The organism is Arthrobacter sp. LFS091 (genome assembly GCF_047977885.1).
Taxonomy (GTDB): domain Bacteria; phylum Actinomycetota; class Actinomycetes; order Actinomycetales; family Micrococcaceae; genus Arthrobacter.
Genome location: NZ_JBFPFP010000003.1, coordinates 36,661 through 57,876, shown reverse-complemented (window position 1 = coordinate 57,876; position 21,216 = coordinate 36,661). Strand labels below are relative to the sequence as shown.

The window sequence follows — 21,216 nt, the reverse complement described above, 5'->3', positions numbered from 1 at the left end:
CCGTTGCGGCGCTACTTCCCCTTGCGTCCCGTTCGCTTGGCGGCAGCGTTCATCGCCGACTTCACCGCAGGCGGCAGTCCCGCCGTCTCGGTCTCCGGTTCAGCCACGGTCCCACGCCAACGGGCGAGGCCTTTCATGCCGTGGTAGATCACCAGTGCTGCAGCTGACCCAAGTGCGATGCCCGTGAACTTCAGCTCGCCAATGGTCCACGTGTAGTCCGCGATGCCAATGATCAAGGCCACGGCGGCCGTGGTCAGGTTGATGGGGTTGGAGAAATTGACCTTGTTCTGCACCCAGATCTTCACGCCAAGCACACCGATCATGCCGTAGAGCATCGTCGCGGCGCCACCCAGGACGCCCGGCGGGACAGTCGCAATCAGTTCTCCGAATTTCGGGGAGAAGCTCAGCAGGATGGCGAAGATACCGGCCACCCAGTACGCCGCCGTCGAATAGACCTTGGTGGCGGCCATGACGCCGATGTTTTCTGCGTAAGTGGTTGTACCCGAACCGCCGCCGAATCCGGCAAGTACCGTCGCGGCGCCGTCGGCCATCAGTGCGCGCCCGGAGACGCCGTCGAGGTTTTGGCCGGTCATGGCGGCTACCGACTTCACGTGCCCGACGTTCTCGGCCACCAGCACCAGCACCACCGGCACAAACAGGCCCACAACCCCAATGTGGAACTCGGGCGTCTGGAAGAACGGGAGGCCAACCCAGGCTGCGGCGTCCATTTTTTCGTAGCTGACCTCGCCGCGCATCATGGCCACCAGGTACCCCACCACAACGCCCACCAGGATGCTCAGCCGTCCCAGGATGCCGCGGAACAGGACGGACACCAGGATGATCGTCACCAAGGTGACCAGGGCGGTGACGGGAGCGGCGTCGAAGTTGTTCTTCGCGGCAGGGGCCAGGTTGAGGCCGATCAACGCGACGATCGCGCCGGTAACGATCGGCGGCATGAGCCGATTGATCCAGTCGGCACCGAACTTCTGCACGACGGCACCAATAAGGGCCAGTACGACGCCGGCAAGCACCACGCCGCCCAAGGCGCCACTGACGCCGTACTGCTGTTGGGATGCCATGATCGGGGCGATGAACGCGAAGCTTGAACCGAGATAGCTGGGCACCCGGCCCTTAGTGACCACCAGGAAGAGCAGCGTCCCGATGCCCGAGAAGAACAAGGTGGTGGCTGGTGGCATGCCGGTGATGATGGGGACCAGGAAGGTCGCCCCGAACATGGCCACGACATGCTGCATGCCGATGCCGATGGTCAACGGCCACGCGAGCCGCTCATCCGGTGCCACCACGTGGCCGGGCCGGATGGACTTGCCGTTGCCGTGGAGCTTCCATTTGGTGCCGAGCATGCTCATGGCAGGCCTTCCTCAGAAGAGTGTTGGGATTCGGTGCAACATTACCGCCATTGCGGGGCCTGCTCTACGCGCTTCGCGCTGGATTCGGCACGCATGGCGGGCCCCGCAACGCAAAGAAGCGACACGCGGAGTCATGCTTTGTGCGCAACGTCACGGGCCGTCATGGGAAGAGGACAGGCAAGGTTGAAGTTGCAACCATGGAAAGCAGAAGTGCCCGGCCGCCCACAAGGCCTGGCCCAGCGAAAGGTTCATCCATGACGATTGCACACGAAGAAGCAGTCATTGACGCCGCAGCAGTCGACGCCATTTTTGCCGAAGCCCGTACCGCCAACAGCTTTGCCGGTGAGGTTACCGAAGAGCAAGCCCGCGCCATCTACGAGCTCACCAAGTTCGGCCCGACGGCTTTCAACTCCCAGCCGCTCCGCGTGACCTACGTCCGCTCGGACGAAGCCCGTGCCAAGCTGGTGGACCACCTGTCCCGCGGCAACCAGGCGAAGACCGCATCCGCACCTCTGGTCGCGCTCCTGTCTTACGACACCAACTGGCAGGGTCAGTGGGACAAGTTCCTTCCTGAGTACGGTGCGCCCAAGGCCATGTACGACGACAACGCTGAACTTGCTGCAGCCACGGGCAACAACAACGCCCACCTGCAGGCTGGCTACTTCATCCTGGCCGTCCGCTCGCTCGGCTTCGCCGCAGGACCGATGACCGGAGCCGACTTCGCCGCGATCGACGCCGAATTCTTCCCGAACGGTGACCAGAAGAGCTTCCTCGTGGTCAACATCGGCCAGCCCGGCCCGGACGCCTGGGGCGCAGCCAAGCCGAAGTTCTCCTACGACGACGTGGTCCGCACCGTCTAGCACTCCGAACACAGAACCGCCCGCTCACCTGAGGTGAGCGGGCGGTTCTTGTTTTAAGCGGCGGTTCCTGTTTAAGGGCCAGTGGTGTTCCAGGAGGCCGGGATGTGATAGAGCGTTGGGAAAACCCGTCGGTTTCGTGAGTGAGCGTTGGTACTCACCGACGCTCGCTCACGTCCGGCCTGCTTGGGGCGGACGCTCGCTCACCTACGAGATGACCCCGTCCACCAAGGCCTTGGCTTCTTCCTGCACCAGGGCCAGGTGGTCGGCGCCCTTGAAGGACTCCGCGTATATCTTGTAGACGTCCTCGGTGCCGGAAGGGCGTGCCGCGAACCAGGCGTTCTCCGTAACAACCTTCAAGCCGCCAATCGAAGCGCCGTTGCCCGGTGCCTCGGTGAGCTTGGCGGTGATTTCTTCGCCGGCCAAGGAAGTTGCCGTGACGTCGGCAGCGGAGAGCTTGCCCAGCTTGGACTTCTGCTCACGCGTGGCGGCGGCATCGATGCGCGCGTATACGGGCGCACCGAACTGGTCGGTGAGGCCCTTGTACAGCTGCGAGGGGGAGGAGCCGGTGACGGCCGTGATTTCCGAAGCCAGAAGAGCGAGCAGAATGCCGTCCTTGTCGGTGGTCCAGACGCTGCCGTCGAGCTTGTTGAAGGATGCTCCGGCTGATTCCTCGCCACCGAATGCGCCTTCGCCGGAGAGCAGGCCAGGGACGAACCACTTGAAACCGACCGGCACCTCAACCAGCTTGCGTCCGAGCCCGGAAGCAACGCGGTCGATGATCGAGGAGGAAACCAGGGTCTTGCCCACCACTGATTCGGGGTTCCAGCCACTGCGGTTCCGGTAAAGGTAGTCGATGGCCACGGCAAGGTAGTGGTTGGGGTTCATGAGGCCGCCGTCGGGGGTGACGATGCCGTGGCGGTCAGCGTCGGCGTCGTTACCGGTAGCGATGTCGTAGGCGGCTGTACCGTCCGCACCCACTGACATTCGCTTGATCAGGGAGGCCATGGCCGACGGCGACGAGCAGTCCATGCGGATCTTCTCGTCCCAGTCCAGGGTCATGAAAGCCCACTGCGGATCGACCGTGGGGTTAACCACCGTGAGGTTCAACTGGTGGCGCTCGCCGATTTCGCCCCAGTAGTCCACCGAAGCGCCGCCCATGGGATCTGCGCCGATGCGGACACCGGCCTCACGGATCGCGTCGAGGTTGAGCACTGAGGGGAGGTCGTCCACGTAGCTGCTCAGGAAGTCGAACTTGCCGGTGGTTTCCGCGTTCAAGGCATCGTTCAACGGAATGCGCTTCACACCACGGAGGCCGTTCTCCAGCAGTTGGTTGGCGCGGTCGGCGATCCAGCCTGTGGCGTCGGTGTCAGCCGGACCGCCATGGGGCGGGTTGTATTTGAAGCCGCCGTCACCGGGCGGGTTGTGGCTGGGGGTGACCACGATTCCGTCGGCCTGGGGCGTGCCCGGGGCTGCTTCGCGGTTGTACTTCAGGATGGCGTGGCTCAGCGCGGGCGTGGGTGTGTAGGCGTGCCGCGCGTCAACCAGCACGGTGACCCCGTTGGCGGCCAGAACTTCAAGCGCGGAGTTCTGTGCCGGTTCGCTGAGGGCGTGGGTGTCCCGTCCTATGAACAGCGGCCCGGTGATGCCCTGGCGCCCGCGGTACTCGACGATTGCCTGCGTGATCGCGAGGATATGCGGTTCGTTGAACGACGCCTTCAAGCTGGATCCGCGGTGTCCAGACGTTCCAAACGCCACACGCTGCGCGGGATTACCCAGGTCAGGAGCGACGTCGAAGTACGCGTCCAACAGGGCTGTGATGTCTACAAGGTCTTGGGGAAGGGCAACTGTGCCCGCTCGGCTAGCCATGGGGTCCAGCATGCCAGACCTCGGGGCCTGCCGACAGGAAATGTCCGGGATCCGGTCCCTGTGACGCCGAATGGCGCCCACGGCTGCCGCCCCTGAATGAAGATTAACCCCTTGTTCAAGAACGGCTGCTAACCAAAAAGAACGCTCCGCCCCGGTCCAGGAACCGGGGCGGAGCGGGGGTGTCAGTGAGGAGGCGCCGCTAGACAGCCGTGTAGCCGCCGTCGACGAGTACGTACGAACCAGTCATGAAGCTGGCCTTGTCAGAAAGGAGGAACGTAGTGACGTTCGCGATCTCTTCTGCCTTGCCCAGGCGGCCGAGCGAGTGCTTGGCTTCGAGGCCGTCGATAACTTCCTTCGGGGCGCTGGCCAGGAGCGGGGTGTCGATGTAGCCCGGGCCGATGGCGTTGACGCGCAGGCCCTGGGCGCCGTATTCGGCGGCTGCGTTTTTGGTCAGGCCGACGACGCCGTGCTTGGCTGCGGTGTAGGCGGCATTGCCGGGTGCGGCGACGGCACCGTGGATCGATGCCATGTTGACGATTGCGCCTTCGGAAGCGCCTGCTGCGAGGATGGCCGGGATCTGGTAGCGCATTCCGTACAGGACGCCGCTCAGGTTGATTCCAATAACGCGGTCCCAGTCATCGATGTCGACTTCGCCAATGGGGGCGTTGGCTCCGCCGATTCCGGCGTTGTTGACGGCGTAGTTAAGGGCACCATAGGTCTCGACGGCGAAGTCGACGGCTTTCTTGCTGTCCTCGGCAACTGCTGTGTTGCCCTGGAAGGGTACGGCTTTCCCGCCTGCTGCGGTGATCTCGTCTGCTACGCGGGTGGCGGCGTCGAGATTGACGTCCGTGACAACCACGTTGACGCCGTTCTTGGCGAGGTCCTTGCTGATCGCTTCGCCGAGCCCTGAACCGCCGCCGGTGACGAGCGCGGTTTTGCCTTCGAAGTTACCCATGATTCCTCCTTCGCGGGACGAATCCCGCAGATATCGTAGTTAGCGCTGCTTACGTCGCTATTAGTGCTAACCCTGCGCTTCCCGTTCATATTCCATGCATATGCATGAATCCCGCCACATGTGTCCTACTTATGCACCGCCTGCGACGGCGGTAGTGTTGGGATCAAAGACCAGATAGCAGGGGGATTCCTATGTCAGATCAGCCATCCAAGGACAACGAGGACAAGCCTGCGGGCTACCAACCGCCGCAGTACGTTCCGCCCGCACAGTTCAGCGCACCGGAGGCCAGCGCGCCGCAGCCCGCCACGCCGGATTACAGCGCGCCGGACCAGGGGGCCAATGCCACCCAGCCAATCCCGCCGCATGAGCAAAGCGCCTATACGCAAAACGCCCAGGGCCAGAACGACTTCTACACCCAGCCGCAGCCCCCGAGCCAGAGCGCTTACTCGCCGGGCGACTACAGCCAGCAGCCGCCGTCGCCGTACGGCCAGCCGCCCAGCCCGTACCAGCAGCAGGCATTTGGCCAGCAGCCCTACGGCCAGCCGCAGTCACCGTACGGCCAGCCCGCGTACTACGCCATGCAGGCTGAACCCAAAGGCCTAAGCATCGCCAGCATGTGCTGCGGCATCGCCATCTTTGTGGGCTTCGGCTTCTTCATCCTGCCGCAGATCGCCGCGGTGATCCTTGGCCACATCGCGCTCAAGCGGGAACCAGCGGGCAAAGGCATGGCCATTGCAGGCCTGGTAATGGGCTACATCGGCATTGCACTGACCGTAATCTTCGGCATCATCTTCTTTGCCGCGATCGGGGCCTCCACCAGCCGGTACAACTACTAAGCAAAAGCAAACGACGGCGACCCTTGCGTCAGGTGGGAATCCCACCAGGCGCAAGGGTCGCCGTCGTTGGTCAACGTCCGGCTGTGTCGGTTGTCAGCGAACCCCACCCATCAACTTCTTGATCGCGGGAGTTGCCGAAGCCAGGCCCACGGCGAGCACCACTGCCACGCCGCCGATGCCCAGGAAGTACGGCAGCTCGTCGTGCGGGTTGTAAAGACCAGCCAGGATGCCGGCCAGGGTGGTGCCGAGGGAGACGGACAGGAAGAACAGGGCCACCATCTGGGTGTGGAACGCCTTGGGGGCGAGCTTGGTGCTGACGGACAGGCCGATGGGGGAGAGGAACAGCTCCGCCAGCGTGAACAGGAACAGGATGCCCACCAGTGCCAGCAGCGGGGTCTTGCCGTCGCCCGCCAAAGGGATGAAGGCCAGGAAAGCAATGCCCATGATGAAAAGGCCCGCGGAGAATTTCAGCGGCGAGCTGGGCTGCTTGGGGCCCAGTTTGGTCCAGAGGGCAGCCATGACGCCGGCAAAGATGATGATGAATACCGGGTTGATCGATTGGACCCACGCGGCTGGCATTTCCCAGCCGAAGAGATTGCGGTCCAGCTTCTCCTGCGAGTAGACGGCAATGAACGTGAACTGCTGCTGGAACAGTGCCCAGAACGCGGCGGATGCGATGTAGAGCGGGATAAAGGCCACCACGCGCTTGCGCTCCAGCCCGGAGACCAAGGGACTGCGGAAGATCAGGACCAGGTAGATCACAGAAGCTCCGATTGCGGCGTACGCCATGCTGCGGGCCAGGTTGTTGGCGTTGACGAGCCCCGTTCCCAACAGGACGCCTATCACCACAAGGATGCCCAGGAAGATCAGCCCGTACTTTGTGCGGTCCTTCGCCGGGAGCGGGTTGGGGACACGGTGTGCTTCCTCGGGCAGGCGCTTGCGGCCGAGCGCGTAAATGACCAGGCCGATAGCCATGCCCACGGCTGCGGCACCGAAGCCGACATGGAAGCCGAAACTCGTCTGCAGCCAACCGGTGACCAGCGGCCCAATGAGTCCGCCGATGTTGATGCCCATGTAGAAGATGGAGAAACCTGCATCGCGGCGCTCATCCTTCTCGCCGTACAAGGTGCCAACCAGGGCCGTGGCGTTGGCTTTCAGGCCACCGGAGCCGACGCCCACCAGTACCAAACCGGCAATGAGTCCCGGAATCCCCGGAATCAGTGCCAGGGCGATGTGCCCGCCCATGATCATGATGGCGGAGCCGAAGAGAACCTTCTCCGAGCCGAACAGACGGTCGGCGAGCCATGCGCCGAGGATCGTCGACAGGTAGACGCCTCCACCGTAGGCGCCCACCAGGCTGGCCGCGAGGCCCTGGTCAATGGAGAGGCCGCCCTGTTCGGCGGTGAAGTACATGTAGTAGAGCAGGATGCCCTGCATGCCGTAGAAGGAGAATCGCTCCCACATCTCCACGGAGAAGAGGCTGGCCAGCATTTTGGGGTGGCCGAAGAATGACGTATCGCCCGAAGCCTTTGTAGGCTCAGCCGTGGTTTGTGGAGTGCTCATTTTCTCAATGCTGGCACTGACCGCGGGCATTGTCACATCGATAGATGCTCAAGGCAAGCACTTTCCATATGCTAGACACGCGTGCCCGCGGTCAGGAATGAGCCTCCAGGGAAGCTGCCACTTGGAGAAGCTGCAGCTCAGAACCCATCCGGCCAATAAGTTGGATCCCCATCGGCAAGCCACCAACGGTTGTGTGAACCGGGATGCTGATGGCCGGCAGTCCGCACACGTTCACCATGGAGGACCACGGCGCGTACTCGCACTGCCTTCTGTAGTCGTCGTCGGCGTCGCCGGACCACTCGCTCGGCCAGCGCTCGCCGCTGTGCCCACCGCCGGTGAACCAGCCGATGGGCCGAGGCGTCTGCGCCAAGGTGGGCATGAGGATCAGGTCCCACGGAGAGTACTGCGCAATCGTGTCGTGCTGGAACTGCCGGAGGAAACCCAGCGCTTCGTTGACCTTGGATGCGCTCCGCTGTTGCGCCCGGCGCCGGAACGTCCGGGTCAGCGGAGTCAGCAGCGCCTCCCGTCGGGGTGCTATCCGGGCGCTTCCGACGCCGGCGGTCCAGGCTGCGGTGAACGCTTCCGGATAGCGGTTGTCGTACCGGATCTCCGCTTCGCTGACGCTGTGACCCGCCTTTTCCAGCAGCTCGCGGCCCCTCGCCAGAGCGTCCATCGCTTCAGGCTCAATCTCGAAGGGATAGATCCCGGCCCATGGACTAGCCAGGCTCATACCGATTTTCAGGGGCTCAGGCGCCCGACCCACGTTGGCGAGGTATCCGCCGTCGGGCGCCTGGTCCCGGGGGACCAGGGCGTCCATGAGCAAGGCGGCATCGGCGGCTGTCCGGGCGAGCGGGCCGGTAACCACCAACTGCGCCGTATCGCCGGTGCTGGTGCCCACGGGCACAGTGCCCCGCCCGGGCTTCAGGCCCACCAGTCCGCAGGCACCGGCCGGAATCCGGATGGACCCGCCGCCGTCGGTACCCGGCGCGAACGGCACCAACCCTGCGGCCACTGCGGCAGCGCTGCCGCCCGAGGAGCCGCCGGAGCTTAGCCCCGGTGAGTGCGGATTGCGCGACGGCGGTGCCACGCGGTTTTCGCTGTAGGCCGTCAGTCCAAACTCCGGAACCTGCGTCTTACCCAGTGGGAGGACGCCGTGACGCCTCAAGTGCGCCGCCAACGCGCCGTCCTCGGACGCTGGCTTGTGGTCCAGGGCCGCGCTGCCATGCGTGGTGGGAACCCCCGCGACGTCGGTGAGGTCCTTGAACGCCGTGGGCATCCCGTGAAGCAGGGGAAGTTCCTCCAGCCTGCCCTGGCGCGAGAGGCGGGCATGCAACTGGTCGGCGGTGTTGGCTGCGGTCAAGGCTTGTTCCTGGATGACCGTGATGAACGCGCCGAGGTGCTTGTTCCGCTCCTCGATGACGGAGAGGAAGTGTCGGGAGGCCTCGCGGGCGGACAGATCACCGGAAGCCAAGGCATCACGGAGTCCTACGGCGGTCAGGCCGGCCGGGGCCCGGGACGAAGGATCAGCCAAGGAAACGCGACTCCAACCGCTCCTCCACTGCCACTGCGTCCACGCTCTCGCCCGCACCGGCCGTCACCCGGAAGGCTGCCTTGTTCTTCACCTCGGAGACCACCTCCACCAGTTCCGTGCCCCGGTAAACCAGCCCGACGCCGTCGTCCGTGCAGTGGGTTTCACCCAGCGTGCCGTTGGCCACCAACGCGTGGATGGCCGGCGCGCGGCGGGGTTCGGAGTCGTAGTGCACGCCGCTGGCGTAGGGCAGGAAGCCGAGGGCGTCTGTGACCGGGCGCAGTTCCGGACCGAAGGAGTCGGTCACGCCGCCCTGGTACCAGCAGATCGAACCGGCGGAAACGCCGGCCAGCACCACGCCGCCCTCCCAGGCCTTCCGGAGGGCCCGGTCCAGCCCATGCGCGCGCCACACCGCCAGCAGGTTCACCACCGAACCTCCGTTGACCCACACCACGTCCTGTTCCAGGAGATGCGCTTCCGGGTCAGCGATGTTCGGCATGGTGAAAAGGTTGAGGTGGCTGAAGTCGAAACCCGCAATCCTGGCGGCCTGGTCCATCTCGGCGGCCCACCAGCGTTGATCGCCGGACGCCGTGCCGATGTGCGTCACCCGCGGCGCGCGGCCCGTCACGCCGGAGAGCTCCACGGCGTAGTGCATCAAGTGGTTGAACTCGACTCTGGTGCGTTCGCCCGGCTTGTATCCGCCGGACGTCGTCAGGATGGTGGGTTGCCCAGCAGGCACAGGGTGCTCCTCACGGTTTTCGATGGATTGCTTCGGGTCCAGTCTTAACGCCCGCGCTCCCGTAAGCAACCGCCTGCGGGTCCAGGTTACTGCTCCGGGCTGCGAGGACTAGGCTGGATGCTGGACTTAAATCGATGGGAAGGGACCCCAATGAGCGACTTTGACACTGTGCCTGTTGGCGACATTCCGGCTGATGCCAGCATCCTGGACGTCCGCGAAGACTACGAATGGGTGGCAGGGCACGCCGAAGGTGCACGCCACATCCCCATGGACCAGCTGCCGGCGCGCCTGGACGAGCTTGACCCGGACGACGACCTCTTCGTCATCTGCCGCACCGGCGGCCGATCTTTCCGGGCCGTTCAGTGGCTGGTCGGCCAGGGCTACTCCGCGGTGAATGTTGCCGGTGGGATGGACATGTGGCTGGAAGCAGGAAAGCCGATGGTTTCAGACAACGGGCTCAAGCCGGTAGTTCTGTAACCAACGCATATAACCAGCAAGGAATATTAATGTCGGCAGTCACCTACACGTTCCTCGGCCCCGAGGGCACCTTCACCGAGGCTGCCCTCATGCAGGTGCCGGGCGCTGCTGACGCCACCCGCATTCCCTGCACCAACGTCAACACCGCCCTGGACCGGGTCCGGGCAGGCGAAGCCGATGCGGCCATGGTCCCCATCGAGAACTCGGTTGAAGGCGGGGTCACTGCAACCCTGGATGCGATCGCCACGGGCCAGGAGCTACGGATCATCCGTGAGGCCCTGGTTCCCATCACCTTCGTGCTGGTGGCGAGGCCCGGCGTCGCGCTTTCCGACATCAAGAGGATCTCGACGCACGGCCACGCCTGGGCGCAGTGCCGCCTCTGGGTAGACGAACACCTTCCGAACGCAGACTACGTTCCGGGTTCCTCGACGGCGGCCGCGGCCATGGGCCTGTTGGCGGACGACGCACCCTATGACGCGGCAATCTGCGCCCCGCTCATCGCAGCCGAACAGCCCGGGCTGAACGTCCTGGCCGCGAACATTGGCGACAACCCGGACGCCGTCACACGGTTCATCCTGGTGAGCCGCCCCGGCCCGCTTCCGAAGCGGACCGGAGCCGACAAGACCACAGTCGTGGTCCCGCTTCCGCAGGACCACCCCGGCGCCCTCATGGACATCCTGGACCAGTTCGCGTCCCGCGGCGTGAACCTCAGCAGGATCGAATCGCGGCCCACCGGACAGTATCTGGGCCACTACTTCTTCAGTATCGACGCCGATGGGCACGCCTCCGATTCGCGGGTAGCGGATGCGTTGGCGGGCCTGCACAGAATCAGCCCGGCAACCCGGTTCCTTGGCTCCTACGCCCGCGCGGACCGGCAGGCAGCCATTGTGGCTCCGCACACGTCCGACGCGGCTTTTGCCTCAGCCCATGCGTGGGTGGACTCGCTGCTCAAGGGCTCGTAGGCGCTGTCCACAAGGCCCTTTCGCAGTGATGGAAGTGTGCGTATGCTTGCCTGATCCATAAACGGTGGATGAATTACCAACGAAGGGAGCGGTCATGACTGTCCACAGCGATGACAAAGACGGCCAGGGCATGATCGTCAATCCCAAGCCCTCGAGTGACAACAAAGATGACTGGGACGGCGACGATGCTGATCGTGCGGATCGCCTCCGCTTTGAAGAAGAACAGGCCATGATCAAGGAGCAGTCCGAAGCCCGGGCTGCCGCGAAAGCAGCGGCCGAAGAAGCCGAGCGGAACGCGGCCCAGCCTGACGCCGGGGCTGTCTAGGCGGTCTTCGCCTTCGGTACGCGCACCAGCAGGGAAGCTGGCTCAACCTGCACGGTGACCTTCGTGGCCTCACCGGAGGGATCGCCGTCGAGCTGTGTGGCCATGGGTTCCTGGCTGCGGATGGTCACCTTGCCCGAGCGGTAGAAGCTCATCATGGGCAGGTTGTGCTTGTGCTTGAAGAGGATCTTTGTGTACATGGCGAGCCAGCCGAATGCGCTGCGCGGGCTCATCACCACGATGTCCAGCATGCCGTCGTCAATCATGGCCTGCGGAATGAAGTCGATGCCGCCCGGGATCAGTCCACAGTTGGCGAAGAGCACACTGCGGATCTTGCGTGCCTGTTCGGGCTCGTCATCCATGGTGATGCTGACGCGCTTCCGCCGGCCCGGCAGGTGGCGCACGCCGGCTTCGGTGTAGGCAAGCCAGCCAACGGTCTTCTTGAGGTCTTCCCGGGTATCGCCGACAACTTCGGCGTCCAGGCCCATGCCCGCGATCACCAGGAACGTGTGCGTGGATGCGTGGCCGGTGATGCTGTTGCTGATGGCCATGGTGGCGGTGTCGATGTAGCGCTGGTGGCCGAACAGCGCTGTCTGGATGCAGCCCTCCATGTCGGTGACATCCAGATCGACATTGCGTGCCAGCAGGTTTCCGGTGCCCACCGGAATGAGGCCCATCGCCACATTCTTGTGGGCCAGGCACTCGGCCACCACGCGGACGGTTCCGTCGCCACCGCACGCCAGGATGACGTCGGCGCGGTCCGCCAGCGCTTGCCGTGACTGGCCGTAACCGGGGTCGTCCACCGTAGTTTCATAGAAGCGGGGCGCGTCCCAGCCGGCGAGCTCGCACGCGTCGATGATGGCGTTGCGGGCAACCTCGGCGTTGTTCTTCACCGGGTTCAGGATGACGGCGACCTTCTGGTCGCCGGGGTTCGGCTTGTGCGCGTCCTCCCGGACGGCGCTCCTGATGTGGCGGGCTTTCAATCGGCGCACACCCCACCAACTGGAGACGGCAAACGCCACGCCCCCAGCGAGAATCACGTACAGGATCCAGTCGCTCATGGTGCTCCAACACTATCCCGCTGGGCTGCCCTGTTTTGCCGGATCGTGGGCTGTCCGGCGTTTAAACGCCGGCGCACCGGTGTTCCGCGGGGGATTCGATACTCTTGTGTGGTGATCGACGTAAAAGACCTCAGCGAAAATCCGGACAAGTTCCGTGCCAGCCAGCGCGCCCGTGGCGCCGACGAGTCCGTTGTGGACGCGATCATCTCCGCTGACGCCGATCGCCGTGCTGCGCTGATCCGCCACGAAACCCTCCGCGCCGAGCAGAATGCTTTCGGCAAGAAGGTGGCCCAGGCCAAGGGTGAGGAAAAGCAGGCCCTGCTGGCCGAGGTCAAGGAACTCGCCAACTCGGTCAAGGCCGCTTCCGCTGAAGCCGCCGCCGCCCAGGCCAAGCAGGAGGAGCTCCTGCGTGTCATCCCGAACCTCGTCGTGGACGGTGTGCCTGAGGGCGGCGAAGACGACTACGTGGTGGTCAAGACCGTCGGCACACCCCGCGAATTCACCGATTTCGAGCCGAAGGACCACCTGGAAATCGGCGAACTGATCGGCGCGATCGACATGGAACGCGGTGCCAAGGTCTCCGGTTCACGCTTCTACTTCCTCCGCGGCGTTGGCGCCCGGCTGGAAATGGCGTTGCTGCAGATGGCCATGGAACAGGCAATCGATGCCGGCTTCGTCCCCATGATCACCCCCACTTTGGTGCGTCCGGAGACCATGCAGGGCACCGGTTTCGATGTAAAGCACGACGCCGAGATCTACCGTCTCGCTGAAGACGACCTTTACCTTGTGGGAACCTCGGAAGTGGCCCTCGCCGGCTACCACGCAGACGAGATCCTGGACCTCTCCGCAGGCCCCATCCGCTACGCGGGCCAAAGCTCCTGCTACCGCCGCGAGGCCGGGTCGCACGGCAAGGACACCCGGGGCATCATCCGCGTGCACCAGTTCAACAAGGTGGAGATGTTCATCTACACCACCGTTGAGGAAGCTGCCGCCGAGCATGAGCGCCTGCTGGCCTGGGAAGAGGAAATGCTGGCCAAGTGCGAGCTTCCTTACCGCGTGATCGACACCGCAGCCGGAGACCTGGGCATGTCCGCAGCCCGCAAGTTCGACTGCGAAGCCTGGGTCCCCACGCAGAACGCCTACCGCGAGCTCACCTCGACATCCAACTGCACCACGTTCCAGGCGCGCCGGCTCAACATCCGTGAACGCGTGATCAACGACGAAGGTGTCGCCAAGGGCACCCGTGCCGTGGCCACGTTGAACGGTACGTTGGCCACTACGCGCTGGATCGTGGCCATCCTTGAGCACCACCAGAACCCGGACGGCTCGGTCAATGTTCCCAAGGCGCTGCAGAAGTACCTTGGCGGACTCGAGGTCCTGCCCGTTCTCTAGGGGTTTTCGGCGGCAGTTACAGCAGGCCGCGCAAAACCAAGGCTGCGCCGTCGTCGAGCACTGACGCGGTGACCTCATCCGCGACGGCGAGAACCTCATCCGGAGCCTGGCCCATGGCAACGCCGCGGCCGGCCCACGTGAGCATCTCGATGTCGTTGCGGCCGTCGCCCACGGCCACGGTGTTGGCCTGGTCCGTGCCGAGCTTCTGCCGCAGCGCTTCCAAAGCACTGGCCTTCGTGACGCCCTCAGCAGCGATATCCAACCAGGCCGTCCAGCCCACGGAATAGGTCACGCCGGACAGTCCAATGTGCCGGATTGCCTCGTTGAACTCTTCCGACGTGTTGTCGGTGCTGAAAACCACCACGCGGACCGCAGTGGCGTCCAGCATCGTTTGGAAGTCGACGCCGATGGACTCCACGCCGAAGCTGGCATCCTGGAAGCGTTCGGTGGAGAGGAAGTTTCCGTCCTCATCCTCGAGCGCGTACTTGGCGTTGGGCAGCCGTTTCCGCAGTGCCTGCAGCGCAGGAGCGGGATCAAACGTGGCCTTGTGGATGATCTCGTAGCCGGACTCCACTGCGGGATCCAGCCGGAGCGTCACGCCGCCGTTGCAGCAGACCGCGTAACCCCGCTCCAGGCCGATCTGTTCGATGATGGGAAGCGTGGCATTGAGTGAGCGGCCCGTAGCGATCATGACGTCATGCCCGCTGGCCACAACGGCCTGTGCAGCGGACCGGACAGCCGGGGACATGTGGCCATCGTGATCGACGAGTGTGCCGTCGACGTCCAAAGCGATCATGAGCTTGTTGTTGTTTTTGAGCTGGTCATCGATGCCAGCAACTGGAGTATCAGTCAGAATAGTCATGCTTCCAGTACAGCAGACATCCCCGACACTGAACTAGGACCGGCGCCACAGCACGGGATTAACGGACCGTGAACAGTCATCACTGAACAGACATCACGGAACATTGTGGGTGCTTCGGAGGAGTACCAGCTGCCGGGTTGCCCTGGTCATCGCCACATACTGGTCCACCGCGCCTTCCATGCCGTGGCCCGCGCCTCCATCGCCGAACTCTTCCGGGTCGACCAGGACGACGAGGTCGAACTCCAGCCCCTTCGCCAATTCCGGAGTGAGCCAGTAGACGCGGCCCTCGTGAGGACCGGCGTCGGAGTGTCGTTGTTTGCTGATGACGCACGCTGTTCCTTCAGCGTTGGCCGCGAGCCAGGTGTCCAGGACCAGATGAAGCGTATCCGCGTGCTGGTGGAGCACAGGAATCCCCGTGCTGCGGACCGAAACAGGCACGTTTGCGTCAGGGAGGACTGCCTTGATCACGGGCTCGGCTTCTGCCATGACCTCCTCCGGCGTCCGATAGTTGATGCTGAGTGTGGCCATGTGCACGCTTCCCATTCCCACACGCTCCAGGCGTTCCTCCCATGATTCGTTGAATCCGTGCCGGGCCTGGGCGCGGTCGCCCACCACAGTGAAGCTTCGCGAAGGGCAGCGAAGCAGCAGCATCCGCCATTCCGCGTCGGTCAGCTCCTGCGCCTCATCGACCACAATGTGCGCGAATGGACCCGCGAGAAGGTCGGGATCGGTTGCCTCCAGGCCATCCTCGTCCACGAGCTTCTCCCGCATGTCATCGCCGCGCAGCATGTACATCTCCATGAGTTCGGAGTCGTCGGCCGCAATCAGGTCATCGACCACCCGGTCCATCAACTGCCGCTCGGCAGCCAAGGCGACCTGCCGCCGTCGTCTGCGTTGCGACGATTCAGGGTCACCCAGCCGCTGCCTGGCTGCATCCAGCAAGGGAAGGTCGGAGGTTGTCCACGCGGCCGGCTCGTCACGCTGCAAGGCGGCGATTTCCTCGGCATGCAGCCACGGTGCCGACAAGCGCAGGTAGGCGGGAACGCTCCAGAGGTCTGCCACCAGGCCCTTGTAGTCCAGCAGCGGCCACGCCCGGTTGAAGGCATTGCGCAGTTCGGCATTCTGCGAGAAGGCTTGGCGCAGGATGTCTTCCGGAATGTCGTGATCCTCCATTTTGTCGATGAGGATAGCGAGCAGTGCCTCCCACACTTCGTCGCGGGACTCGTTGTGTGGCGTACCGGGTTCGGCGGCATCGAAAGCCTCCACCCAGTCCTCAGCGCCCACCCGGATGTCCGCGTACGGAGTTTCGACCGTCAGCCCCTTCGATGGCGGCTCCTCGTAAAACCGGACCGCCGACTCGATCGCATTCACCATGTTCACGGACGACTTGAGCCGCGCCACCTCCGGATCCTGTTCATCCCCGGCGTCGGCTCCTTCCGGGACGAGATCCTTGAGTGTGCACGTCTGCACTCCCTCTTCTCCCAGGCTGGGGAGGACATCGGCGACGTACGCCAGGTAGGCCTGGTGTGGGCCGACGAAAAGGACATCGCTCTTCCGGTGGTTGCTCCGGTGGCCCAGGCGGGGATCCGAGTACAGCAGATAGGCCGTGCGGTGGAGTGCAACCACCGTCTTACCAGTGCCTGGACCTCCATCCACCACCAGGGCACCCCGCGAACCGGCCCGGATAATCGCGTCCTGATCAGCCTGGATCGTCCCCAGCACATCCCGCATCCGTGGGGAGCGGCTGGTGCCCAGGCTGGCTATGAACGCGGACTGGTCATCGAGGGCCTCGTTCCCCTCCAGCCCGTCGGCCGTAAACACCTCGTCCCAGTAATCGCTGATCCTGCCCCGGGTCCAGCGGTATCTGCGACGGCTCACCAAGCCCATGGAATTGGCGTGCGTTGCACCAAAAAACGGCTCGGCGGCCGGCGAACGCCAGTCGACAAGGAGGCGGCGTCCGCGCTTGTCGCTCAGGCCCAAACGGCCAACGTACACCGGCTCCTGAGTGTCTTCGGGGATCATCCGGCCCAGGCACAGATCCAGCCCAAAGCGGCGGAGCGCACGGAGGCGGGCAGTCAGGCGGTGGATCTCCTGGTCACGGTCCAACGCCCGTTGGCCGCGACCGGCTGGTTGCTTGCGGGTCTCCTCCAGACGGTCGGACAAATCGGCGATGGACTCCGCGAGGGTCTCAGCAATTGCCTCAAAGTGTTGCTCATCGCTGCCAATCAGCTTGGGGTTGGCTTTGCGGTTAAGGTGCTCGGGCAGGGCGAAAGCACTGGATTTCAGAGGGCTGGTTTCGGGCATCCCACGACTCCCTTTTTCTGTGGTGATGGGGTTCGTGGGTCAATTGTTCGGCAAGCAGGGGGCCTTGCCGCAAGCCCCCGTGTGGGTTATACATTGAATATGGAAGGGAATATTTCCCTTCCTTTTTTGTGCCCGGATACTCGTTCCAGGCTCCGGATCCCGCCCTTGTACGAATATCCCGCCGGAGTACGGGTCGGCAGGCCAATGAGGCCCGGATTGGGCACCAGTTCATGTGGAAACGGTTCTCAGTAGCGCGGACTTTCCCGCGGGAGACAACCCGGCCGCGATGAGTTTCCTGCGCAGCCGTTCCGGATCCCGGACATGCGACCATCCCCATCGGACGAAAGCAAAGCCCAGTGCCCGGATACGGTCTTCGCGGATCTTTTCCTGGTAGAGGGTCTCCTCCGGACTGCCACCTCTTCTCAACATGGCGTCCGTGTATTTGCCCTTGCCATCGAACTCCCCGACTACACCCTTCCTTCCGTCCGGACCAGGCCACCAGAAGTCACTCCGGCCTATGAAGCCATCAAGATCGCTGAAGCCGTGCTGCAGTTCGGGCTGTTCAAAACCCAGATAGTGTAAGGCTGCACGGCTGTAGGACTCCCCGGCGGACTCAACCAAGGGGTTCGAAAGGGCCAGTGCGAGTTCGGCACGATGCCGGGCCGCCGCGTGCGGGTGTGAGCGAACGGCAGCGGCGAGCTCCTGGTGCTCCAGGAGGCTGACGCCGGGCTCCAATTCTCCGCGGAGCCACAGCTTCCGGGCTGCGCCATCGGTGACTACCAATGACTGGCTCAGTTTGGAGGAGAAGGCCACATCAAGGACTGTTCGCAGAAGTCCAGTGCAGGTAAATTCTCCGTGGGTTTCCCGATGTCCTTCCTGGCCAAGGTGATACCGCAACGGGTAACCAGTTTCCCTTACGACGCGACCATCATGATCAGCGGCTTGGTGGGCTAAGAAAGTGGGGCGTCGGCTACCGGATCGGCTCGGATGGGGCGTCAAGCATTCCACATGGGATGGCGTCTGAAGTATTGGTAACCCTGCGGCGAATGCAGCGGTTTCGCGGCAAAGAACGAGGCCAGGTATAGCTCGGGTGGCGGCCGCCAGGGTCCACGCGAACCGGTCCCAAGGCTTGGCCTCGACCCACTGGGAAGTTGGTACGTAGAACCCGCGCCGGATCCTCACAAGATTGCCGCCCATGAAGCTGCTGTGCACGGCGTCGGTTCTGCCTCCGGAGCGGAGGATTGCGGGTGTCTCGATGAGCCCGGAAGGAATGTCCATACGAAAACACTGAGGCAGAAAGCGACTCTTCCGGCCACCCTGATGTCCCTATGTGCAAAACAGGAGCTGGGGAGGACTGGTGGGGGCGTGGGCCTCCCGGCCTTGTTGGTCGGGCACGCCGTTGAACGGTGGGCGTGGCGAAGAAGGCCGGGACCGCGCCCGCGCCAGAAAGCCCGGAGACTACTGGAACACGGTCTGGATCGGCCCGCCCCCGGCTGAATCAACGATGGCCTGCGCCACTACACGGAGCTTGACGTTCCGGTTGCTGGAGGCTTTCTTGATGAGTTCCATGGCCTCGACCTGTGTGCAGCGGTTCTGGGCGATGATGATGCCCGTCGCCACGTCGATCACCGTCCGGGATTCCATGGCGGCCCTCAGGTTGGCCGCGGTTTGGCTGTGTTGCGCGATCAGCACGGCGAGCTGGAGGCCCTTGGATGCCTGTTGAACGTAGTCGTTGGCACGCTGCACGGCGGCTTGGTCGAAGGCGTGGGGCTGGTCTGAGTAGAGGTTAAGGCCAGCCATGGCGACCCCCTCGGACAGGGGGAATGGAACAGCCAGGACGGCGCGGACACCGTGGTCTGTGATGGCCTTGTTGTACTCGGGCCAGGTGTTGTCCTTCTCGAAATCCGGGATGTGGACCTGGGTGGCCTCGCGGCAGGCGTGAAGACAGGGCCCGTCCGCGAAGGAGTATTGGATTTCGTCGAGCTGGCGCGCGCGTTCACTGCTGCTGGCAACTGTGCCGGCGTTGCGCTGCCGCATCAGGGTGATGCCGCAATACACATCCTTTTCGGGAGTGCTGAACATGGCAGCTGAGTGCCGGGCCAACTCATGGAGAAAGTCCTCGACGTCAGGAGTGGCGAGCAGCAAGTCCTGGACCTCAGCCACCACGGAATTCGGCTCGAGGAGCTGTGGGTCTTCCATGTGTATCTCCGATCCGTGGCGGTGGCTACCTTTCGAGACTAACCTCCGGCACCCGTTGAAAGCCAATAGTAAGTGTGCTTCTCTTTTTAAGGAGTCTTGCCGTGGGCTCACCCCTCATCCGGTCAAAGGATTGAAGCCCATGCGTCAAACCCGACCTTTCGACGTCAGTACCAGGCCTCCGGTTGCCCCTGAAGGAAGCATCCGCCAAAGTTTTCAGGACAGCCTGGTCCTGGACCATCTCAATCTGGCCAAATCCATTGCGGCCAGGTATTCCGCCCATACCCACGACCTGGATGATGTCAGGCAGGTCGCCTACATGGGCCTCATCAAGGCCTCCCGAGGCTACGACGAGTCCAAGGGCGTCAGTTTTCCGGCCTATGCCGCCCCCACCATTGCCGGCGAGGTCAAGCGGTACCTCCGCGACCATTGCTGGGTTGTCAGGCCACCCCGCACCATCCAGGACGTTCGTCGCCAGGTGTTGGCCCGGACGGAGGAAATGACACAGGTGCTGCAACGGACGCCATCCCCGGAGGAAGTCGCAGAGGACCTCCGGCTGGAACCCTGCCAGGTGCGCGAAGCGCTGATGGCGGGCACCAGTAAGCGTCCGGATTCCCTGGACGCTCCCGCGGGGGAGGGCCGTGAGGGGTTGCAGGGTTCCCTGTCTGCTTTTGGCTGCCCCACTGACCGGTTGGAGGATGTGCTGGCTCTCCGGAATGCGATTCGTGACCTAAGGCCTGAGGACCGCCACCTGCTGTACCGGCGCTACTACCGCGAAGAGACGCAGTCCACCATTGCGGAGGCACTGGGAATGTCCCAGATGCAGGTTTCACGCAAGCTTTCCAAGGTCCTCGTCTCGCTCCAAACCAAACTTTTGGACGACGAAGTCCGGCTCCGGGACGGAACAGCCCTTTAGCTACACGACCACGGGCAGCTAGCAGTCCAGACGCTCCACGGCGTCCAGGACATCGCGCACGCTGACCGCCAGGAGTGCGGGGTCGGGGTCTGCGGAGAAGACGTCGCCGCGGCGAAGTTCGACGGCGGTCAGCACCACGTGCGGGCCCGGCGGCGGACCCCATTCCTCCGCGGGCGCGGGACCGAACAACACCACTGACGGGCGCTCGTAGGCAGAGGCAAGATGTGCCGCCCCAGTGTCAGCGGAGACCACCAGGCGCGCCTCTGCGATGGTGGCCGCAAACTCTGCGAGCCCCTGCCGCCCAGCCAGCAGGCCGTCGTCGAGGTTTGCTCCTTTGCGCTTGGCCAGGGCAGCCGTCTCGTCGGCGCGCCCGCGCTCTGACGTGCCGCCTGTGAGGACAATCCGGTGCCCTGCCGCAGCGAGTTGGACCGCGACGTCGGCGAATCGCTCCACCGGCCACAGCCTGCTGCCGTACGCAGCGCCAACATGGATCACTGTGGCGCCGGGACTTGGCGAAGGAACGGCGGGACGCTGCAGCCGGAAGTCCAGGGGATCGGCGTCAATCCCATGCCAATTCAGCAGCCTGGTCCAGCGTTCCCGCTCGGGTAACCCGGTGGACCAAGGAGGCCCCTCAAGGCCGGGCGATTCATGGGCGATCACCCGCCGGGCCTGCAACTCATCGATCCGCAGGCGGCTCTCGGCCCCGTTTCCATGCAGGTTCACGGCGATGTCCACCGCGCCCCGCGGGACCGTGAGGGGATCGTCGAGCCCCGGCGTGGGCAGGTGGTGGATACCCCCAACCAGCTCCAATGCTTCAGCGATCCAGGCCGGCGCGGCGTACAGGATCCGGTGGTCGGGGAATGCTCTCCGCAGTCCCCGGAGTGCCGGAACAGCGACCAGGAGGTCGCCAAGCTTCAGGGCGCGCAGGGCGAGCAGCAAGGGTTGTTCGGTGCTATCGACAGTGTCCATGGAGGCCTCCCGCTAGGAGTCTAGCGGCATGAAACTTCTCG

The 21,216-nt window shown here is 64.0% G+C and carries 19 protein-coding genes; 7 read left to right on the top strand and 12 right to left on the bottom strand.

Annotated elements, in window-relative coordinates; translation table 11 throughout:
- Window positions 1-11 precede the first annotated feature (11 nt).
- Window positions 12-1,367 carry a uracil-xanthine permease family protein gene (locus tag ACNQOP_RS05870; RefSeq protein WP_416403644.1) on the bottom strand — a complete coding sequence of 452 codons (1,356 nt, stop codon included), beginning with the start codon at window positions 1,365-1,367 and terminating at the stop codon, window positions 12-14.
- Window positions 1,368-1,621: 254 nt separating this feature from the next.
- Between ACNQOP_RS05870 and ACNQOP_RS05865 the strand changes: the two genes are divergently transcribed.
- On the top strand, window positions 1,622-2,227 hold the full coding sequence (locus ACNQOP_RS05865) for a malonic semialdehyde reductase (RefSeq protein WP_257370027.1): 606 nt from the start codon (window positions 1,622-1,624) through the stop codon (window positions 2,225-2,227).
- A 204-nt stretch (window positions 2,228-2,431) separates the two neighbouring features.
- Here ACNQOP_RS05865 and pgm read toward each other — a convergent pair whose 3' ends face one another.
- Both pgm and ACNQOP_RS05855 read right to left on the bottom strand, forming a co-directional pair.
- On the bottom strand, window positions 2,432-4,093 hold the full coding sequence (gene pgm / locus ACNQOP_RS05860) for a phosphoglucomutase (alpha-D-glucose-1,6-bisphosphate-dependent) (protein ID WP_416403643.1): 1,662 nt from the start codon (window positions 4,091-4,093) through the stop codon (window positions 2,432-2,434).
- Window positions 4,094-4,292: 199 nt separating this feature from the next.
- Window positions 4,293-5,048 (bottom strand): SDR family NAD(P)-dependent oxidoreductase, encoded by a 756-nt coding sequence (locus ACNQOP_RS05855; protein ID WP_416403642.1) that lies wholly within the window; start codon window positions 5,046-5,048, stop codon window positions 4,293-4,295.
- Between the two features lie 191 nt (window positions 5,049-5,239).
- On the opposite strand from ACNQOP_RS05855, the gene ACNQOP_RS05850 reads away from it, so the two are divergent.
- The gene (locus ACNQOP_RS05850) at window positions 5,240-5,884 is read left to right on the top strand and encodes a DUF4190 domain-containing protein (RefSeq protein ID WP_416403641.1); all 645 of its coding nucleotides are present in this window, start codon (window positions 5,240-5,242) and stop codon (window positions 5,882-5,884) included.
- Between the two features lie 93 nt (window positions 5,885-5,977).
- On the opposite strand, the gene ACNQOP_RS05845 is transcribed toward ACNQOP_RS05850, so the two are convergent.
- The 3 genes from ACNQOP_RS05845 to ACNQOP_RS05835 all read right to left on the bottom strand — a co-directional run bounded on the left by ACNQOP_RS05845 (window position 5,978) and on the right by ACNQOP_RS05835 (window position 9,714).
- Entirely contained in the window at window positions 5,978-7,477 is a 1,500-nt protein-coding gene (locus tag ACNQOP_RS05845) for a peptide MFS transporter (protein WP_257370031.1), read from the bottom strand.
- Between the two features lie 61 nt (window positions 7,478-7,538).
- Window positions 7,539-8,978 carry an amidase gene (locus ACNQOP_RS05840; protein WP_416403640.1) on the bottom strand — a complete coding sequence of 480 codons (1,440 nt, stop codon included), beginning with the start codon at window positions 8,976-8,978 and terminating at the stop codon, window positions 7,539-7,541.
- Window positions 8,971-9,714, bottom strand: a complete 744-nt coding sequence (locus tag ACNQOP_RS05835) for a Type 1 glutamine amidotransferase-like domain-containing protein (protein WP_416403639.1) — start codon at window positions 9,712-9,714, stop codon at window positions 8,971-8,973. Before ACNQOP_RS05835 ends, ACNQOP_RS05840 begins: the two co-directional genes overlap by 8 nt.
- Before the next feature lie 150 nt (window positions 9,715-9,864).
- Between ACNQOP_RS05835 and ACNQOP_RS05830 the strand changes: the two genes are divergently transcribed.
- The 3 genes from ACNQOP_RS05830 (at window position 9,865) to ACNQOP_RS05820 (ending at window position 11,478) form a co-directional block, all read left to right on the top strand.
- Window positions 9,865-10,191, top strand: a complete 327-nt coding sequence (locus tag ACNQOP_RS05830; RefSeq protein WP_235518011.1) for a rhodanese-like domain-containing protein — start codon at window positions 9,865-9,867, stop codon at window positions 10,189-10,191.
- A gap of 29 nt (window positions 10,192-10,220) precedes the next feature.
- Window positions 10,221-11,153 (top strand): prephenate dehydratase, encoded by a 933-nt coding sequence (pheA, locus tag ACNQOP_RS05825; protein ID WP_416403638.1) that lies wholly within the window; start codon window positions 10,221-10,223, stop codon window positions 11,151-11,153.
- Window positions 11,154-11,247: 94 nt separating this feature from the next.
- Window positions 11,248-11,478: a hypothetical protein gene (locus tag ACNQOP_RS05820; RefSeq protein ID WP_257370035.1), complete on the top strand. Its 231-nt coding sequence runs from the start codon at window positions 11,248-11,250 to the stop codon at window positions 11,476-11,478.
- On the opposite strand, the gene ACNQOP_RS05815 is transcribed toward ACNQOP_RS05820, so the two are convergent.
- The gene (locus ACNQOP_RS05815; protein ID WP_416403637.1) at window positions 11,475-12,536 is read right to left on the bottom strand and encodes a diacylglycerol/lipid kinase family protein; all 1,062 of its coding nucleotides are present in this window, start codon (window positions 12,534-12,536) and stop codon (window positions 11,475-11,477) included. The genes ACNQOP_RS05820 and ACNQOP_RS05815 overlap by 4 nt on opposite strands.
- A 111-nt stretch (window positions 12,537-12,647) precedes the next feature.
- On the opposite strand from ACNQOP_RS05815, the gene serS reads away from it, so the two are divergent.
- A complete protein-coding gene (gene serS, locus ACNQOP_RS05810; protein WP_211710411.1) occupies window positions 12,648-13,928 on the top strand; it encodes a serine--tRNA ligase in 1,281 nt (426 codons plus the stop codon).
- A gap of 16 nt (window positions 13,929-13,944) precedes the next feature.
- Here serS and ACNQOP_RS05805 read toward each other — a convergent pair whose 3' ends face one another.
- The 4 genes from ACNQOP_RS05805 to ACNQOP_RS05790 form a co-directional block, all read right to left on the bottom strand.
- Window positions 13,945-14,790: an HAD family hydrolase gene (locus ACNQOP_RS05805; protein WP_257370037.1), complete on the bottom strand. Its 846-nt coding sequence runs from the start codon at window positions 14,788-14,790 to the stop codon at window positions 13,945-13,947.
- Window positions 14,791-14,883: 93 nt separating this feature from the next.
- Window positions 14,884-17,094 (bottom strand): RNA polymerase recycling motor ATPase HelR, encoded by a 2,211-nt coding sequence (gene helR / locus ACNQOP_RS05800; protein WP_416403636.1) that lies wholly within the window; start codon window positions 17,092-17,094, stop codon window positions 14,884-14,886.
- A gap of 228 nt (window positions 17,095-17,322) precedes the next feature.
- On the bottom strand, window positions 17,323-17,907 hold the full coding sequence (locus tag ACNQOP_RS05795; protein WP_416403635.1) for a hypothetical protein: 585 nt from the start codon (window positions 17,905-17,907) through the stop codon (window positions 17,323-17,325).
- 645 nt (window positions 17,908-18,552) lie between these two features.
- On the bottom strand, window positions 18,553-19,293 hold the full coding sequence (locus ACNQOP_RS05790) for a GAF and ANTAR domain-containing protein (protein ID WP_257370040.1): 741 nt from the start codon (window positions 19,291-19,293) through the stop codon (window positions 18,553-18,555).
- Window positions 19,294-19,432: 139 nt separating this feature from the next.
- On the opposite strand from ACNQOP_RS05790, the gene ACNQOP_RS05785 reads away from it, so the two are divergent.
- The gene (locus ACNQOP_RS05785) at window positions 19,433-20,206 is read left to right on the top strand and encodes a sigma-70 family RNA polymerase sigma factor (RefSeq protein ID WP_257370041.1); all 774 of its coding nucleotides are present in this window, start codon (window positions 19,433-19,435) and stop codon (window positions 20,204-20,206) included.
- Between the two features lie 18 nt (window positions 20,207-20,224).
- On the opposite strand, the gene ACNQOP_RS05780 is transcribed toward ACNQOP_RS05785, so the two are convergent.
- Window positions 20,225-21,175, bottom strand: coding sequence for a glycosyltransferase family 9 protein (locus ACNQOP_RS05780; RefSeq protein ID WP_416403634.1), 951 nt, complete (start codon window positions 21,173-21,175; stop codon window positions 20,225-20,227).
- Between the last annotated feature and the right edge of the window lie 41 nt (window positions 21,176-21,216).